Source organism: Nonomuraea sp. NPDC049152, from assembly GCF_040648355.1.
Classification (GTDB): Bacteria; Actinomycetota; Actinomycetes; order Streptosporangiales; family Streptosporangiaceae; genus Nonomuraea.
Window position 1 is genome coordinate 17,303 of the sequence record NZ_JBEZDO010000050.1, and the last position, 16,023, is coordinate 33,325.

The following is a 16,023-nucleotide window of genomic DNA, read 5'->3' on the forward strand; positions in this document are numbered from 1 at the left end:
GCTCATTTCCCCTCGCCCCCGTTCTGCAGGGTCGTGGTGAGCTTGTGATCCAGCACGTGTTGGGGGGGCCGCGCCGGTCCAGGAGCCGATGCGCCGGCCTCCGGCGTACACGACAAGGCGGGAACGGCGGTGATGCCGTTGCGGGCGGCCAGCTCCGGCTCCTCGTCCAGGTCGATCTTGACGACGTCCACCTCGCCGGAACGTTCCGCGGCCAGGCTCTCGACGATCGGGGTGACCATCCGGCACGGACGGCACCAGGTGGCCCAGAACTGGATCAGGACGGGCCGCTTCGCCTGCAGGACGCGCTCGGCGAAGGTCTGCTCGGTGACACTGTCCACCGAGTTCGAAGCATGAGCGGGCATGGGTGAGTCTCCTTCCCTGGGGAGAAAGGGGTGTGCTGGCGTTGTCTGGGATGAAGGAGGGCCGTGCGGTTCCGGGTGGCTACCCGCTCGTGGCATTCGCAGCGCGGCGCCGCTCGACGGCGCGCTGGACGTCCTCCTCCACCAGGTCGGCGTTGATGGCGAAGCCGGCCGCCGACCCCATCCGTGCCGCGGTGACGACTGGGCGCGCGGGTCGACGACTTCCCGGCGGCCCAGATGCCCGGGACGCTGGTACGGCCGGCGCGGTCGGTGACGATCCAGCCGGTGTCGTCCTTGGCGCAGCCCAGGCGGGTCAGCAGCTCATCTCGCGGCACGATGCGAGGGAAGAGGATCTTCAGCGTTTGCTGAACATGCTGGATACGGCTACAGCGGGCGAGACCCAGCCGACAAGCCGAGCGGAGCCCGTGGGTGAGGCGGCAGACCGCCCACGCGCCCGCGCGTAGGGTGTCATGAAAGTCACGAAACCCTTAGGACGTCACGGGCGGGGAGTTCTTCCTGGTTGTGGGAGAAGCGCCCCGGGTGGGGGTGGTCGTGATGGGCGTGCTGGACACGCCGGGGTCACTGGATCAACCGCCGCGCGTCGGGGTGCGGAGCGGCTCCTCGGCTGTGGTGTTGGCCAGTTACCGGCTCTCTGTCGCTCTCAATCAGTAATGATGATCTTGTGTGGGATGACATGAGATTTCGAAGTCGGCGGACGGCCCCCACGAGCGCCGGGGTGGTGGCGCTGCGATGAAGAAGGCATGGACGGCTCGCACGGCGGCCCCGGTGGTCGCCTCGCCACTCCTGGTGAACGGCGCCTTGATTGTGGCCGATGCGGGGGGCAGCGTGTACTGCTTCGACGCGCGGACCGGTGACGAGCGCTGGCGAAGGGCCGACCCCATCGAAGAGTGGAGGGAGCACGGTGCGGCGTTCTGTCTCACCCCGGCGGTCTGGAATGACTGGGTCTTCGTCGAGGCGGCGCGCGGTCTTCAGGTCCACGATGTGCGTTCGGGAGATCTAGTCCGGGAGCTCGACGACGACGGCTGCCCGACCGTGGTTGGAAACCTTCTCCTTGTCCACGGACTCAACGCCGGGATCAGAGCGTTCCGCCTCCCGGACCTGATGCTGGTCTGGTCAAAGGGCTGGAGCGGGTGGATGCGCGTGAGCCCGGCGATCTCCGAGGAGGGCACGGCCTACGCGGCCCTGGGGTTCGAGGAGCAGCACACGCACGGCGGGCTCCTCGCGTTCGACCCAGCGACCGGCGAGGAGATGTTCCACCGGGACGACGCCTACGAGGGCTGCCCGCTCCGCCAGACCGAGGGGGCCGAGGACTGGCTGACCTTCTCCCCGGTCCACCCGGTCGTCGGGGAGGGGCTGGTGTGGTTGCCACGCGACCGGGGCCACTCGGACGAGGGCCACGATCCGGGGCCCTGGAACGCGTTGGAGATCGTCGGCCTGGATCCGCGCACGGGTGAGGATCGCTGGTGCCACCGGCTCGACCCCACGCTGGAGTCGTATGCGGCCGGCGCCGTCGCGGTGGCAGACGGCACCGTCTATTTCGGTGCGGCGCTGTGTGGCGAGCCGACCCCTTCCATGGAGTTGGACGCGACCCTGGTTCTGCACGCGATCGACATCGCCTCGAACACGACGCGCTGGACGCGGGTTCTCCAAGGGCTCGCGGCGGCGCCTGAGGTGGACGGCGGGGTCGTGTACACCGCCACGGACCTTGGCGAGGTCAGCGCGCTCGACGCCGCCACCGGGGACGTCCTGTGGGCTGCCGAGACGGGCGCGAAGATCTCTCAGCCGCACGCCTTCGTCGAGGAGCCGTCCGACAGCTATGACGAGGGCGGCGCAGCCGTTCTGAAGGCAGACGAGATGCTCTACGTCCGCACCGATGCCGGGGTCGTGGCGCTGCGATGACGGACGTGGTGAGGGACGCGCACGATCTCACGAGGATGGGCGACCGGGACGGGACACGCTGGAATGGACGATGCCGTGTTTCATAGGCGTCAGCCGGCCAGGCTTGCCTGACAGGAGGAGTCGTAGAGGGCCGCGCCTGCGCGCGTAAGGGTGTCGGGAAAGTCGGAAAACTCGCGGTGAGATCTCACCATGGGATGGCGGCACCGGGGGCTTTCGTCGCCCGCCGCGGTGGGCGACGGCGAGCGACGAATCGGGGTCCGGGAGGCGGGCGGCGTGGCGCCAGTCGGCGGTGACGGCCTGGTGCTCGCGGGCGGTGGCGCTGATAGCGGTGGTGATCCTCATCAGGCGGTGGGCCAGCTCGCAGAGTTCGGCTCGGCCGCCAGCTGGGTCGCCGGCGTCGGCTCGCGGCCTGGCTGGCGGTGGCATACAGGGCCTCGGCGAAGTCCTTCATCGCGGCCACGCTGTTGTAGGGGTTGCGGGTGGCGGGGCTGGAGGTGGGGTGGGTGTTCTTGACTGCGTCCCACATGCGATCGAAGTACCACCACAGCGCGCGGCGGGCGCCCAGCTGCCGGGCCCGGTCGACCGGGGCGAGCTGGGCCAGCAGTGCGGCGTCCAACTCCTTCAGTTCGACGAGGGGCTCGATGATGTGCTGCTGGTGGCTGCTGTCCCAGTCGGTGTCGTCATCGCTCATGAGCAGTGGTCAGACGGCCTGTCAGCTCGATGATGCCGACCTCCCACCCGGTCGGCTGCCGGGAATCCTGGCCGCCGTCGACGGCGGGAATCGCGGCGATCGCCACGGCGAGTTCGTCGGCCAGCTGGCAGGCGGCAATGGCGTCGCCGGCCAGGCGCTCGCGCAGCCGCGCCGCGCGCGAGGCGGTCTCGGTGGTGCGGCGGCGGGCCCGGTGGGCGGCTTGGTGGCAACGGGGTTCCGCGGTAGCGGGCCGGGCGGCCGGTGCGGGCCTGGCCGATCGCCGCGCCGCACCCCGGGCAACGCGATGCCGTCGACGCCGGGGTTTCGTTCGCCGCCCGGCCGTCTGCGGGAGCTCCGGCCTCGGCCGCCGCGCCGGCGGCGCAGGCGAGGCCTTCGCCGGCGCGGCGGCCGCCACCTCCTTCTCCTTCCACGGTGATGAAGTCGGTGCAGATCCAGATCCGGGAGAGGTCCGGGTTTGTCGTCATGACGCCGATGGTCGCGCACGCGCGTAGAGGTGTCCCGAAACTCCGGAAACCGCCTCTAGGTCCCCGTAGCACTGACGAAGTTTCAGTCGGATATAGCCGCTACCTGCGGTGATGTCGAGGTGGAGGGCCTGGTGCGAGGGTTGTTGATCTCTGCCGCTACGTTCTGATCCAGAAGGCATCACCATGGTCAGGACCAATTACGACGAGGCGACCGCAGCAGCCTTTCGGAGGAGAATCATGTCCTTTCCCAAGCTTCCCCAGCCGGAGCCCGGTGAAGTGCTGTTGGTCTGCACGTGCTACGAGGACGGCACGGCACTGTGGGGCGGGCTGCTTGACGAGATCGGGGGCCGCGGGGAAGGCGGTGTGCTCGTCGTCGGGGGCAGCGGGGTGCGACTCCGCCCGATCGAGGACTGCGGGTGGGACTACCTGCACGGCGGAAACGTCCCGGCGCTTGTCGCGACCGGCGGCCCTGTGCCGCCGGTCGTCGTCTTGGCGGACATTCCGGTGGTGTACGGCGGGGATGGGCCGTTGCTGGTGGACCTGGCGGCGATACCCGGGCGCGGCGTCCGGGTCCCATCGGTCCGGCTCGGCGAGATCCTGGCCGCCCTGCTGGGCGGCGCACTCGCGTTCGACGACCTGGTGCGCAACATGGACACGTGCGGCATGTACCAGGGAGACGGTGGCCGGCCGGCCTTCCCCGCGCCGACGGCGCCGCCGCACCGGTCCTTCCCGGCACTGCCCTCCACCGCCGCGGCCCTGCTGGTCCGGACCTCCTTCCACGACGAGGAGGGCTGGCGCGTCCTGCTCGACGAGCTGGGTGGAGCCGACGAGGATGGCTGGGTCGGCGCAGACCTGGACCCGGACGAGATCGACGTGGCGCACTACCCGTTGGAAGCGCTGATCGTCGACGACCGGGCCTTCGAGGGCCTCCTGCCGAGCCAGGTCCCGGCGCTGGTCCCGCCCGAGGAGCACACCACGCTGGTCGCGCTCGCCGACGCCAGGACCTTTGCTGAGCCCGGCCAACCGCTGACCGTCGTCGACCTGTACGACACCCCGGGGCAGCCCGCTGTCCTTCCCTGCCGCGCGGTCGGATCGATGGCGTGCAACCTGGAGATCAGCAACATGGACTTCCACGAGTTCGTCGCCGAGGAGGGCACGGAGCCGTGGTGGGAGGGCTCCTGAAAGGGTGCTAGCGGACACCAAGGGGGCTCGTGGCCGCTTCTGCCTTTATCTCGGCTGGACCCGTACCTCGACAACCCTCCCGCCGCCCACCTCGACTTGATCTACCCGGCCTGGCGCGAAGTGCTCAGTCACCCCTCCACCCTCAAGAAGATCAAATTCCTCGGCATCGACCCCTTCGCCCACCTCCGTTGACAAAGAAGCACCTTGAGATGGCCGAACCCCCGCTCAGAGTTCGCCGAGCTCACAACAGGAACGTGACCGCATCGTCGCAGGTCAGAGCTATATCCGTTGGATTCTTCGACAGGACTACTGGGACCCCTCAGCCCACGGCGCGCTGATCGTCACAGCTCTGGGTCGTCGTCGGCGGTGGTGGGGTCGCGGTCCCGCAATCGGCCGGGCAGTTCCGGCCGGTTGAACGGGTACGTCCCGTGGAAGTTGATGTGTTCCCACTGCAGCGGTGACAAGTGAGCCCTGATCTCTGATCTTCATGCCGCGGGCGGTGAGTTTCTTCGCCGCGGCGTCGATGTACAGGCTGTTCCAGAGAATGATCGCGTTCAAACCGAGGCCGAGCGCGCGCCCGCACCTCCCTGACCTGCGGCGGAGGCTTATCGTTCAATTCCGGCCGGATAGTCCCAGGACCCCGGCAACGCCGCCCATGACCTCCTCAAGGAGCGCATCGCCGCCGTGCGGGGAAGGCGCGTCCGCCGCCTACGGAAGCGCGAAGCGATCCAGGTGGCCCGCGCCTGTCTCTGCATCCAACACGGACTGCCCGAAGAACAGGTGCGACTCGTAGGAGCCCACAGAGGCGCCATCCACAAGCGCAAAGGCGACTGGAGGCCTCCCCGCACCTGGAACCTCGATTTCGAGCTCGGTGAAGCCATGGACTCCGTCGTGGTGTTCCTCGATCGAACCGAGCCAGGCGCGGAAGCCATCAAGATCTACAACGGTCGGGCGTGGCTGGACAGCTTGACTCGCTCAGACGATCCGCCGTCCACGCAGGCACGGTGAGCATCGGCAGGCCCGTCGCGCCGCCGCGCGCATCAAGTCTGCCGCCGCCACAAACCCCGGCATCAAGAGCGTCAAGGACCACTCCACGCTGTAGACGATCAGATCGCGGCGGCTGCCTGGCCGGGACGCCGAGTGTCCTCGCGATCACCAAGCAACCCGCACCTGGAGGACATCTTCGACGACGTGATCGGGCTCTACTCGATCCGAGATCCTCGAGGTACATAACGAACGTCCTGCGCAACACCCGGGGCCGCCCCGGCGCGCCAATGCGCCAGGCCTTTCCCGTGCTCGACTTCGCCGTCCAGAGCCAGCGGCTGGTGTGAGCGCGTTCGGTGTGTTCGCCACGGTGTGGCTGGCGCGCACCGCGCACGAGCTCGCCAGGCCCGTCGGCATGCCCGCCGCGGAGACCGTCACCCGGCTCGCGGCGGCCGCGGGCCGAGGTTGTTCGTCGCCCTCGTGCTGCCGCTGTCGTGGTCGGCGCTGTCCCTTCCGGATGAGGTTGGCGGGAGGGATCGTGCTGGCCTGCGGCCCGTCATGTTGATCCGAACGGTTTCGGTTGAGGTTGTTCAGGTCTTGTTGTCGGTGAGCCGCGTGCGCGCGGCCGGCGGGTCCGCTCCCATTAGGTAAGAAGTTTCGCGAGCTGGGCCATCTCGGTGGGTGGATCGATCACCGGCTGGATGAGCAGTTCGTCGATACCGGCCTGTTCCAGCGTGGCGATGCGGGCGCGGAGGTTGTCGCGGGTGCCGATCAGGGTCAGGGCGTCCATCAGCGAGGGCAGGATCAGGTCCCGATCCTCCGGTGTGATGCGTCCGAGGTAGTTGGGGTAGAGCTTGGTGTGCCGGTCGGGTGCGGTGGCGGTGGTGCCGCGCCGGTCGAGGAGTCGCCGCACCGCCTCGCGTTCCTCGGGGCCGAGTTGCTCGGCGAAGGCGCGTGGGTCGGCGGCGGTATCGGCGGCGAAGGCCAGCAGCGACAGGACGAGGTGGCCGGTCGCGTCCCGGGCCGCGTCGCCGTGGGGGTTCTCGTCCTCGTCGAGTATGTGCAGCGCGGTGACCACGTAGGAGTCCGTGCGGGAGCCGGGGTTGCGGGGTGTGCCTGGGGCGGCGTGGCGGCGGGCGTCGTGCAGTGCGTGCCAGGCGGTGGGGTCCAGCAGGCCGAAGGAGATCAGGCCGGTGCCGCGGCGGCCGGCGACGGCGGCGGCCTTCGGTCCGAGCAGCGCGGCCACGACGAACTCGATCGGGTCGGCCGTGTTCACGTGCGCCCCGCTGTGCAGGAACCGGACGTCGCGGACCCGGTCACCTTCGCGGTATTCGATGGTGCGTCCGGCGCACAGGTCCTGCAGCGCGGCGGTGAACTTCTCCATCATGGCCGCCGTGGTCGGCCGCATGCCCAGCGTGCGTCGGGCGGTGTTTCCGGTGCCGACTCCGCAGATGATCCGGCCCGGCGCCAGGGCGTTGAGGCTGGCGAGCCCGCTCGCGGCGGCCGGGGCCGAGCGCAGCGCCGGTGAGGTCACGCCGATGCCGAGCCTGATGCGGCTGGTGGCCTTCGCACACAGTCCCAGGGCGACGAAGGGGTCGCCGTGGACCATAGGGGTGTCATTGACCCAGAAACTGTGCAGGCCCAACTCCTCGGCCTGTACGGCGAGGTCCTCCACACCAGGGTGTGCGGTGACCACGACGCCTGCTCGCATCAAAACCTCCGAGGCGCAAAGGATCGAATCGAACGTTCTCAGCTTGACATCAGATGGTGGATCGAGCACGTCGAGGTTGATTGGACAAGCCGGCGCCGAGCGGTTGCGGGTGTCGTTCGGCCGACATCCGCGACGGAATCCGACAACTCACTCTGAACACCGACGCGAGCACCGACAACAACGCGCGAACACCGTCAGCTTCGACTGCGACCGACACCGGCGGGGACGATGGGGTGTTGGTGCCGCTTTCGGCCTCGTGGGTGAGCTGGCTGTGGCGCAGCTGATGCAGGGTCCAGCCGTCGAGCTCGGCGAGCTGATCGGCCGTTGCGTCGGGGTGGGCCAGGTGCCGGGTGGAGTACTCGAAGATCTCGGCGGCGCGTCGGTAGGACAGACGAGCGCGGCCGGTGATCGGGCACAGGCCCAGGGAAGCGACGGGGCGGGTGGGCTTGCGGTCGGTCAGGAAAACCGGGCCCTGGGCGCGTCCGGCCAGCAGGCGGGGCAGCAGCAGCGCGGTACCGGTCTGCCAGTGGATCCACTCGATCGCTCCGCCCTTGCCGGTCGACGAACTCGCCGACATCCTCAGCTGGGATCCCGAGCGCGTTCCGTCACCGAGGCCGCCATCTTGCGGGCGCTCATCTTGGGAGACCCGGTTGAGGACATGCCCGACCACGAGGCTGACGCGCTCACCGCTCTGGTCGACGCCGGCCTGGTTCACCATGACGAGGCCATCGGCGCGTACCTGGTCGAAACCGATGTCCTCTACAGCCTCGGCTACCTACCCGAGCATCCGACACCACCATCGATCTTCACTGACACCTCATGGCAGACGCACTGACATTCCATGGCAGAGACCACTGATATTCCAATGGCAAACGACAGGAACGGACATGGAGTCGGTTCTCAATCAAGCTGATTCATGGCGGAGCGCCGACCTGCGGTGGATCAGATGACATGGGACGCCCAGAGGCCTGGGCGTCCCAATGAATCTGCGCTATTTCTGCCGCCATGAGTGCCAGGACCTTCACCGTCGTCCTGGTCGACTCGGGCTCTGGCGGTTGTCCGTTCTCAGGGGAGCGGTTCGAGGAACTCCAGACGGTTGCCGTGGGGGTCTTCGCTGTAGAAGCGACGCATCCCAGGGAAGTCATCGTCGAAGGCAACGGGGTAGCCGGCCTCGCGCAGCCGCCGGGCCCAGTCGTCGAGGTCACGGACCAGGATGCCTGGGTGCGCCTTCCGTGCCGGCCGAAAGTCGGTCTCGACACCGAGGTGCAACTCGATGCCGTGGCCACGGAACCAGCAGCCGCCACGAGCGGCGAGGACGGGAGGCTTGGGAATCTCGGCCAAGCCGAGCACGCCCGCGTAGAACTCCCGCAGGACGGGCTCGCTGCCGGGCGGGCAGGCCAGCTGGATGTGATGCAGCATCCACAGCTCCTTATGAGTATCTCGATGGTCCCAGCACCCCAGTCGTGCCGACACGCGTCAATAGGCGTGTGACAAGGCGATAGGTCCAGGGGCCACGGCGAATCCGGTAGGCAGGGGATACGACGATCCGCTATATAGGACCTTTCATCCCTGAGCTGGAGTCCTGATGTCGGAAACCGATTCTCCCGAAGTGCGATCGCGGCGGCCTGGCCGAGGTGCGCGCCTGGTTGCCATAGGCGTGGCAGTGGCCTGTCTCGCCGTGGGGGCGGTGGCGGTGGTCGGGGTGAGCAAGTGGTGGAATGTGCGGGCCATTTCCTCGGCCCGTGAGCTCGCGCTGCGCGGCGTGGCAGCCAGGGGCGATGATCGGACCTCTGCGGTGGTGCTGGGCGCGGCGGCGGTGGCGGCCCACCCGGACAAGCTCAACCGATCGGCCTTGGGGGAGACCCTACTGTCCGGGCGCCGTGGCGTCGCCGCGCCGGCCGGGGCCATACGGGCGATGGCGTTGAGCGACGACGGTCGGACAGCCCTGATGTCGATCGTCGACCAGGGGGTCACCTGGCGGAGCCTGGATTCTCCCATCCAGGAGGAGGTCCCCCTGAAGCTTGGCCTTGATGAGGAGGCACTGGAGGCCTCCATTGAAGAGGAGGGCCGGAAACGGGAGGCCCCGTTCGTGGCGAGCATCCCCTTGGAGGGCGAGGCCAGAGCCACCGCACTGGAGGTGTCGTCCGACGGACGACAGGCGGTCATCGGGGCTCTTGACGGGTCGCTCGGCCTGTGGCAATTGGATGACTCCGCCAGGCCGGTGCGGGTGGCCAAGGTGCCGGGCCAGAACTCCTTCATGGTCGCGAGCGTGGCGCTCGCTCCGGACGGCAGGACAGTCCTGGCAGGCTACGAGCGTGGCAGCGTGCTCTTGTGGGATCTGTCCAGCGGGAAACAGCTGGCCACGCTCCCGGGGCACAGCTCGTGGATCGGCGGGGTGGCCTTGAGCGACGACGGACGGGTCGCGGTCACGATCAGCCGAGGCAGCGGATATATCTGGAATCTGGCCGATCGGAGGAGTCCGGTCCGGGTCGGCGCCATCCCGCGGACAGGAGTCGACGGGGAGGGGCTCGACCTCAGTGCGGACGGCCGGACGGCCATGATCGGTGGCCAGCTCTGGAACCTATCGGACCCGGCCCGGCCCAAGCTGGTGAATCCCGTGGCCAAGGAGGTGGATGGCGTCTCGCTCTCCTCGGACGGGCAAGTCGCTCTGACCACAGACGGCGCAGGGAGCGCGACGCTGTGGCGGATCGCGGACCCGGCGCGGCCCGTCAAGGTCGCCGAAGTCGCCGGAGTGGGGAAACTGGACTTGGACTACCTCACGATGTACGACGTCAAGGAATCGCCAGGATCAGCGATGGTGAGCGGGGACGGCGGGACGGTGCTGGCGGTGAGCGCCGAAGGCGGGGCGCTGTTCATGGACGTCGCGGGACTCAGCGGCGATCCGCTCCGGGATGCCTGCGCGGAGATCGCGGAGGATTCGACGGCTGGCTTGGTCAGGCTGAGGGAGCGACTGGCCGGCGGGAGCTTCGTCGAGCCGTGCGACGGTGGCTGAGCGCTTACGGCCGGTTGTTCGGCAGGCGTCAGTGGGTGGCGGCTCGTAGCGAATCCGGCATCGACCGCACAGCCTTCTACGGCACACGCCCCTATGCCCACCTTCGTGAATCCCGACTCGCGGTCGTCCTCCAGACCGGCGACACCCCCGACCCCCGCGACGCCCAAATCCACCGGCTCAAAGAGCAGATCGCCACCCTCGAACAACGCCTCGCTCACCGCGATCAGACCATCGAGGAACTCACTGACTTCCGCAACGAAGCGCTCTCGCGCCTCGCTGCCCAACACGAAGAGATCCTCCAACTCCGCCGCCAGCACGACCGCGACACCCGAGTACGTCGGCTGCCGGCCCGGGCTGAGGGAATCGGGCCATGCAGCTGAGCCACCCACTCGACATGATGCCGCAGATCAGCCAGCCGACGGCTGGCCCTCGTTCCCGAATACCAAATATCGGCGCACCGCCTCTCGCCCACCGGGAACGAAAGGCCATCGATCAACGACCTCCCGCAGTTCGAGCTCTGTGAGCCAGGCATGCCAAGCGATCTCGGACGGATCTGGAACCAATGGCTCAGTGATCACGGCCTCGTGCACCCCGAACCAGACAGGGCTGACCCCATCCCGGCACAGGAACTTGAACATGAAACGCACCGGGACGCCGGCGCCCAGCTCCTCGGACAGCTCGCGGGCTGCCGCGTCCTCATACGACTCGCCCACGTCCACGGCACCGCCGACCATCACGTCATAGTGGCCGGGAAAGCGAGTGAGCTGCTCCGCTCGGCGCAGCACGAGGATCCGCCGCATCGGATCGCGACAGATCGTCGTCGCGATCCGATGCATCCATCGCCGACGCTCCGCCTCTGCGCGATCCACGACTCCCAGCACGCGGTCCAGTTCATCCACTCGCTTGACCAGCTCGCCCATGCAGGACACGATCGCAGGCACCACCGACAACCTGCTCTACGAGCACCCCAAGCTAGTGATCTGCGTCACATGACCTGCCCGGAAACGCAACACGAGCGACGACCCCCAGCGCGAACACCCCGATGGAAAGCCACCTGCTCGATCGCCACACGAACACGACCGCACACAGCGAGTTACGGGCAGAAGACGCTTCTTCATCACCGATGCCATCATGAACGGCCGGCCACCGCACATCGAGACCACGATGCGTTACAAGGCGGCCTATCCGAAGGAAGCGATCGAGGCCTACCGCGGATTCATCGCGCGCCGCCGATCAGAACGTCCGAGTGCCGAGTATCGCACCCCGACCGAGGCGGAGTGGGACGAGTTCCTCGCGCACTTCGAGAAACGTAAAGTATCCATCGGCACCTGCGCTCGCGCCTTTTCAAGCCCTTGTGTTCATGAACACGCTTGCGTTCGTTGCTCGCTCCTCCCGCCGGACCCGGCCCAGCGCGGCCGGTTGGAGGAGATCCGCGACAACCTCGTCGCCCGTATCGCCGAAGCCGAACGCGAAGGCTGGCTCGGCGAGGTCGAAGGTCTCCAGGTCAGCCTGGCTGGCGCCGAGGAGAAGCTCCGCCAACTCGATCGGGGCCACGGGCAGCATACGGCCGTAGACCTTGGCATCCCCACCACGCGCGGTGATCGATGAATCCCACGAAGGTGGGCTGCCGCATGGCCCTCAACCAAGATCGAGAACAAGTTCAAGAAGTGTGCATCAAACGCCCTTCAGAACACGATCAAGTGCCGCCCGGCCTGCAGGTCCCCAGTGCGGCTTGCCGCCGGGAAGGCCCCGATCTCCGTTCTGCCCCATGAGCATCAGGAAGAGGCTCTTCAGAGCGGCCAGCCCGCGGGCGCGCCGGATCGCCGCCTCGTCTGCATGCGCGTACATGTCGAAGAACCGTGAGGCCGTGCCCGCGGGTAGCAGCACCCATGCGGCGGCGAGGTCCCACGCCGGATCGCCGGCGAACATGTCACCGAAGTCGATGATGCCCGAGAGCGTTCCGTCCGAGACGACGACGTTCGCGGGATGGAGGTCGCCGTGCACCCACACCGGCGGGCCCTCCCACGCGTGGGCCGCAACGGCGTCGTCCCAGACGTCCCGGACGTCGGCAGCGATGTCGTCGGGGGCAACGGCCTGGAAGAAGTTCTCGAAGCCGTCCGTGCAGTTCCTGGGATGGGCACCGCGGTCCGTAGTGATCGGTGCCTCGGCGGGCGCCTCCACATGGAGCGCTTGGAGGAAGCTCGCCAGCGTGTCGGCCGCGTGGGTGCCGCGGCTGATCGAGCCGTGGTCCAGCGGCTCGCCGGGAACCCACGTCATCACGGTCCAGTGCTTGGGGAAGCGCTCGGACGGTTCGCCGAACCGCACCGGGGTCGGCACCGGGAGCGGCAGGCGCGGGGCCAGCACGGGTAGCCACCGCCGCTCCTTGAGTTGGAGCTCGGGGGTGGGGGCCATGCGCTGCATGCGCACGGCCAACTCGTCCCCTAGGCGCCACATTTGGTTGCCCCAGCCGCCCGCTACCTCGCGGATGGCCAGCCCTGCAAGGTCTGGATGTTGCTCCTGCAGCAGGTCGCGGACCAGGTCGGCGGTGATCTCAATCTCGGTGTCGGTCATGCGAAGTCACAGTACTGAGGCGGCAGGCGGAGCGGCTCTCGCTCTCCGGAACATCTCGCTGTGATTCCTCTGGCATCACCGATTCGGTTTCAGAGAGCTGCAGATCAGACGCTTTGGGGACGGACCGGCCCCAAGTTCAGAGAAGTCGACAACGGCTGCAAATGGCGAGCCCTCCCCGCGGACTTCCCTCCTTTCCAGACCGTCTACGGGTTCTTCGCCCGCTGGGCCCGCGCGGGCGTCATCAACCAGATCCGTGACCAGCTCCGCCGCGCTATCCGCCTGCGAATGGGACGCTGCCCCAACCCCGTGACGGTGATTCTGGACTCGCAGCGCATCAAAGTCGCCGAAACGGTCAGTCAGCGCAGTAGAGGATTCGATGCCGGTAAGCGCATAAATGGGAGGAAAAGGCACGTCGCCGTGGACACGAAGGGATTGCTCATGCTCGTTCTGGTGACGGCTGCCAGTACGCCGGATCGCGCGTGCGCTCGGGACCTGCTGGCCAGACTACGGCTGCTCCATCCGCAGTCGGTGCTGGCCTGGGCCGACAGTGCCTACGGCGGCGTCTTGGTGGACTGGGCGCTGAAGTTCCTCGGCTTCACCCTCAAAATCGTGACCAAGGCCGCCGATCAAGTGGGCTTTCACGTTCTCCCGCGTCGGTGGATCGTCGAAAGATCGCTGAGCTGGCTCATGCGAGCCCGGAGGAACTGCCGCGACTACGAGCGCCTGGAACAACACGCTGAGGCGCACCTGACACTCGCGGCGATCACGCTCATGACCAGGCGGCTCACCAGGACGAAAAGAGCGGCACGATGACCGAGACCATGCAGCGACGGCCCACGGTCCGATGGACGCTGTGTTCTTGCACCGGGCCTGCGCCGGCGGCGCTGGCCTACCTCCTCATCGTCGCCTTCATGGAGCGCAATGATGAGGAGTTGGGCAGGCTTCTGGCTCTGGTCGACCACGACGGGATCAGGGAAGTCGAGCGCATCCTCCGGCAGACGGCATCCCACACCCGCGAACGGCTTTCCCAAGATCCTGCCTTCCTCGAGGACTACGACGAACAAGACGTGTGGTTCATCTTCGACAGCATGAACGAGCTCTGCACGCCGAACGTCTCCGCTGCCGCCATGGACCGGATCATCGCGGGCGAGCCGCCCGAGCTTGACCATCACGCGGACGTGTATGACATCGTCTTCGTGGAGGCTGCGCTGATTGCCAGCTACTACGAGACCCTCACCTTCGCTACGACGGCGAAACCCTCGAGGACACCGGGCTTGCGCCCCGCTCACCGGTCGACTTCGGCTACGTGCACGCCCGCATCCTGCACGTGCCCGGGAGGGACGGAACACGGATCCCGCTCACCGTCATCCACCGCAAGGACCTGGAGCTGGACGGCGACAACCCGGTCCTGCTCACCGGCTACGGCTCCCATGGCGTCACCGACCTGCCGCAGTTCCGTCCCGAGATGCTCGCCTGGTACGAGCGCGGCGGCGTCTACGCCATGGCGCACCTGCGCGGCGGCGGCGCCTACGGCCGGGAGTGGCACGAGGCCGGGCGCGGCCCGCGCAAGGAGGCCACCATCACCGACTTCATCGACTGCGCCGAGCACCTCATCGCCCTGGGCTACACCCGGCCGGGACGGCTGCTGGGCGAGGGCGCCAGCGCCGGCGGCATCCCCACCGGCGCGGCCAACGCCGCACGGACCGAGTTCAGCGAGAACGGGCCGATCAACGTGCCGGAGTTCGGCAGCGTCGCCACCTCGGATGGCCTGCGCGGCCTGCTGATCGCCGATGCCTACCTGCGGGTTGAGGACGGCGTGCCGTACCCGGCGGTGCTGCTGACCGCCGGCCTGCGCGACGCGCGGGTGCCGCCGTGGCAGCCGGCGAAGCTGGCCGCCCGCCTGCAGGCGGTCACGTCCTCCGGCCTGCCGGTGCTGCTGCGTGTCGAGGAGCACGGTTGGCACGGTGCCGGCTCGACCCGAGAGCAGGAACATGCCCTGCTCGCTGATGTGCTGGCCTTCCTGTTGCACGCTTTCGAGGGGTCACGATGAGTACGGCTGAGCAGCGGGCCCTTCGTCATGTCGCGTCGCTGTCGTCCGGCGGGCCGCTCGATCCCGGCCCGCGGGTGACGCCCCCGAAGTGACCGCCTGGTGCCGCCGTGCCGTCGCTGAGTACCTCGTGCCCGCCCCCGACCCGGTCGCGGCTGGCATCGACGGGTTCCGTCCTCAGGACACCTGACGAACTCGTCCTTATGAGCCGTGACCAAGCGGGCTCTCCGCACGACCGAACCCCTGGCGATGCGGCAGTAGTCGGCCGAGCGCCTCAAACGACCTTGAGAAGTGGAACCCCGGGCCGTGGGGCGCGCCCTGCCCGACACAGACCCACAACACTCCTGCCCCAGCGATCACGAAACAGCCCGCCTGTCTCAGCTGGGAGACCCTAGACACACGGTCGCCCCCGCCGACTGCGGCGGCCTGCTGGAATGCTTCCAGCGCATTCCCGATCCCCGCGATCCGCGGGGCGTTCGTCACGCGCTGGCCTCGTTGCTGGCGGTGGCTTCGGTGGCCGTGCTGGCCGGGGCACGCTCGTTTGCCGCGATCGGCGAGTGGATCGCTGACGCTCCCGCCCAGGTCATGGCCGCCTTGAAAGTGCGGCGCGATCCGCTGAGCGGGGCCTGGCAGCCGCCGGATGAGTCGACCCTGCGGCGCGTGCTGGAGCACATCGACGCCGAGGCGTTGGACGCGGCGGTCTGCTCGTGGCTGGCTGCCAGAGCCGCCGCCGGTCCCGCCGCTACCGGCCGCCCGCGCCGCCGAGGCGTGGCAGTGGATGGTAAGGCCCTGCGCGGCGCACGAGGCCCACACGGGGACGCGGTGCATCTCCTGGCCGCCTTTGACCACGCCAGCGGCCTGGTGCTGGCCCAGACCGAGGTCGACGGCAAGACCAATGAGATCACCCGCTTCCGGCCCCTGCTGGAGTCATGCCGAGCTCCTGCTGTCCCGCGCGCTGCTGCCGGCGCTCGCCGCCTTGGGGCCTGGGCATGCCGATGTGACCACCATCCAGCTGAACCTCGCTGTCGCCCGCGCCCGGTTGGGCCTCGATGAGGATGCC

17 protein-coding genes and 1 pseudogene are annotated in these 16,023 nt (G+C 68.2%); 8 read left to right on the forward strand and 10 right to left on the reverse strand.

Features of this window, described 5'->3' with window-relative positions:
- Positions 1-2 precede the first annotated feature (2 nt).
- A complete protein-coding gene (locus tag AB0B45_RS48230; RefSeq protein WP_358145230.1) occupies positions 3-362 on the reverse strand; it encodes a thioredoxin domain-containing protein in 360 nt (119 codons plus the stop codon).
- Positions 275-694, reverse strand: a complete 420-nt coding sequence (locus AB0B45_RS48235) for an FAD-dependent oxidoreductase (RefSeq protein ID WP_358145232.1) — start codon at positions 692-694, stop codon at positions 275-277. Before AB0B45_RS48235 ends, AB0B45_RS48230 begins: the two co-directional genes overlap by 88 nt.
- Before the next feature lie 415 nt (positions 695-1,109).
- Here AB0B45_RS48235 and AB0B45_RS48240 point away from each other — a divergent pair, with 415 nt between their 5' ends.
- Positions 1,110-2,279, forward strand: a complete 1,170-nt coding sequence (locus AB0B45_RS48240) for a PQQ-binding-like beta-propeller repeat protein (RefSeq protein WP_358145234.1) — start codon at positions 1,110-1,112, stop codon at positions 2,277-2,279.
- A 184-nt stretch (positions 2,280-2,463) separates the two neighbouring features.
- On the opposite strand, the gene AB0B45_RS48245 is transcribed toward AB0B45_RS48240, so the two are convergent.
- Together AB0B45_RS48245 and AB0B45_RS48250 are read right to left on the reverse strand one after the other, a co-directional pair.
- The gene (locus AB0B45_RS48245; RefSeq protein ID WP_358145236.1) at positions 2,464-2,970 is read right to left on the reverse strand and encodes a hypothetical protein; all 507 of its coding nucleotides are present in this window, start codon (positions 2,968-2,970) and stop codon (positions 2,464-2,466) included.
- Complete coding sequence (locus tag AB0B45_RS48250; protein ID WP_358145238.1) at positions 2,960-3,385, reverse strand: hypothetical protein; 426 nt, start codon at positions 3,383-3,385, stop codon at positions 2,960-2,962. Before AB0B45_RS48250 ends, AB0B45_RS48245 begins: the two co-directional genes overlap by 11 nt.
- 307 nt (positions 3,386-3,692) lie before the next feature.
- Here AB0B45_RS48250 and AB0B45_RS48255 point away from each other — a divergent pair, with 307 nt between their 5' ends.
- Positions 3,693-4,637, forward strand: coding sequence for a hypothetical protein (locus AB0B45_RS48255; protein WP_358145240.1), 945 nt, complete (start codon positions 3,693-3,695; stop codon positions 4,635-4,637).
- 341 nt (positions 4,638-4,978) lie between these two features.
- On the opposite strand, the gene AB0B45_RS48260 is transcribed toward AB0B45_RS48255, so the two are convergent.
- The 4 genes from AB0B45_RS48260 to AB0B45_RS48275 form a co-directional block, all read right to left on the reverse strand.
- A complete protein-coding gene (locus AB0B45_RS48260; protein WP_358145242.1) occupies positions 4,979-5,101 on the reverse strand; it encodes a hypothetical protein in 123 nt (40 codons plus the stop codon).
- A gap of 1,163 nt (positions 5,102-6,264) precedes the next feature.
- Positions 6,265-7,332 (reverse strand): LLM class flavin-dependent oxidoreductase, encoded by a 1,068-nt coding sequence (locus AB0B45_RS48265; RefSeq protein WP_358145244.1) that lies wholly within the window; start codon positions 7,330-7,332, stop codon positions 6,265-6,267.
- A 49-nt stretch (positions 7,333-7,381) separates the two neighbouring features.
- Positions 7,382-8,050: a hypothetical protein gene (locus AB0B45_RS48270; protein WP_358145246.1), complete on the reverse strand. Its 669-nt coding sequence runs from the start codon at positions 8,048-8,050 to the stop codon at positions 7,382-7,384.
- A gap of 347 nt (positions 8,051-8,397) precedes the next feature.
- A complete protein-coding gene (locus AB0B45_RS48275) occupies positions 8,398-8,751 on the reverse strand; it encodes a VOC family protein (protein WP_358145249.1) in 354 nt (117 codons plus the stop codon).
- Between the two features lie 166 nt (positions 8,752-8,917).
- Here AB0B45_RS48275 and AB0B45_RS48280 point away from each other — a divergent pair, with 166 nt between their 5' ends.
- Together AB0B45_RS48280 and AB0B45_RS48285 are read left to right on the forward strand one after the other, a co-directional pair.
- Complete coding sequence (locus AB0B45_RS48280) at positions 8,918-10,345, forward strand: hypothetical protein (protein ID WP_358145251.1); 1,428 nt, start codon at positions 8,918-8,920, stop codon at positions 10,343-10,345.
- The gene (locus tag AB0B45_RS48285; RefSeq protein WP_358145252.1) at positions 10,330-10,725 is read left to right on the forward strand and encodes a hypothetical protein; all 396 of its coding nucleotides are present in this window, start codon (positions 10,330-10,332) and stop codon (positions 10,723-10,725) included. Before AB0B45_RS48280 ends, AB0B45_RS48285 begins: the two co-directional genes overlap by 16 nt.
- Before the next feature lie 27 nt (positions 10,726-10,752).
- Here AB0B45_RS48285 and AB0B45_RS48290 read toward each other — a convergent pair whose 3' ends face one another.
- Positions 10,753-11,265 (reverse strand): NUDIX domain-containing protein, encoded by a 513-nt coding sequence (locus AB0B45_RS48290; RefSeq protein ID WP_358145254.1) that lies wholly within the window; start codon positions 11,263-11,265, stop codon positions 10,753-10,755.
- Positions 11,266-11,509: 244 nt separating this feature from the next.
- On the opposite strand from AB0B45_RS48290, the gene AB0B45_RS48295 reads away from it, so the two are divergent.
- Complete coding sequence (locus AB0B45_RS48295; RefSeq protein ID WP_358145256.1) at positions 11,510-11,953, forward strand: hypothetical protein; 444 nt, start codon at positions 11,510-11,512, stop codon at positions 11,951-11,953.
- A gap of 66 nt (positions 11,954-12,019) precedes the next feature.
- On the opposite strand, the gene AB0B45_RS48300 is transcribed toward AB0B45_RS48295, so the two are convergent.
- Entirely contained in the window at positions 12,020-12,916 is an 897-nt protein-coding gene (locus tag AB0B45_RS48300) for an aminoglycoside phosphotransferase family protein (RefSeq protein ID WP_358145258.1), read from the reverse strand.
- 144 nt (positions 12,917-13,060) lie between these two features.
- Here AB0B45_RS48300 and AB0B45_RS48305 point away from each other — a divergent pair.
- The 3 genes and pseudogenes from AB0B45_RS48305 to AB0B45_RS48315 all read left to right on the forward strand — a co-directional run.
- Positions 13,061-13,711 (forward strand): annotated as a pseudogene (locus AB0B45_RS48305) (IS5 family transposase); the annotation flags it as partial.
- A 511-nt stretch (positions 13,712-14,222) separates the two neighbouring features.
- A complete protein-coding gene (locus AB0B45_RS48310; protein ID WP_358145260.1) occupies positions 14,223-14,966 on the forward strand; it encodes a prolyl oligopeptidase family serine peptidase in 744 nt (247 codons plus the stop codon).
- Positions 14,967-15,269: 303 nt separating this feature from the next.
- Entirely contained in the window at positions 15,270-16,016 is a 747-nt protein-coding gene (locus AB0B45_RS48315; protein ID WP_358145263.1) for a transposase family protein, read from the forward strand.
- Positions 16,017-16,023 lie beyond the last annotated feature (7 nt).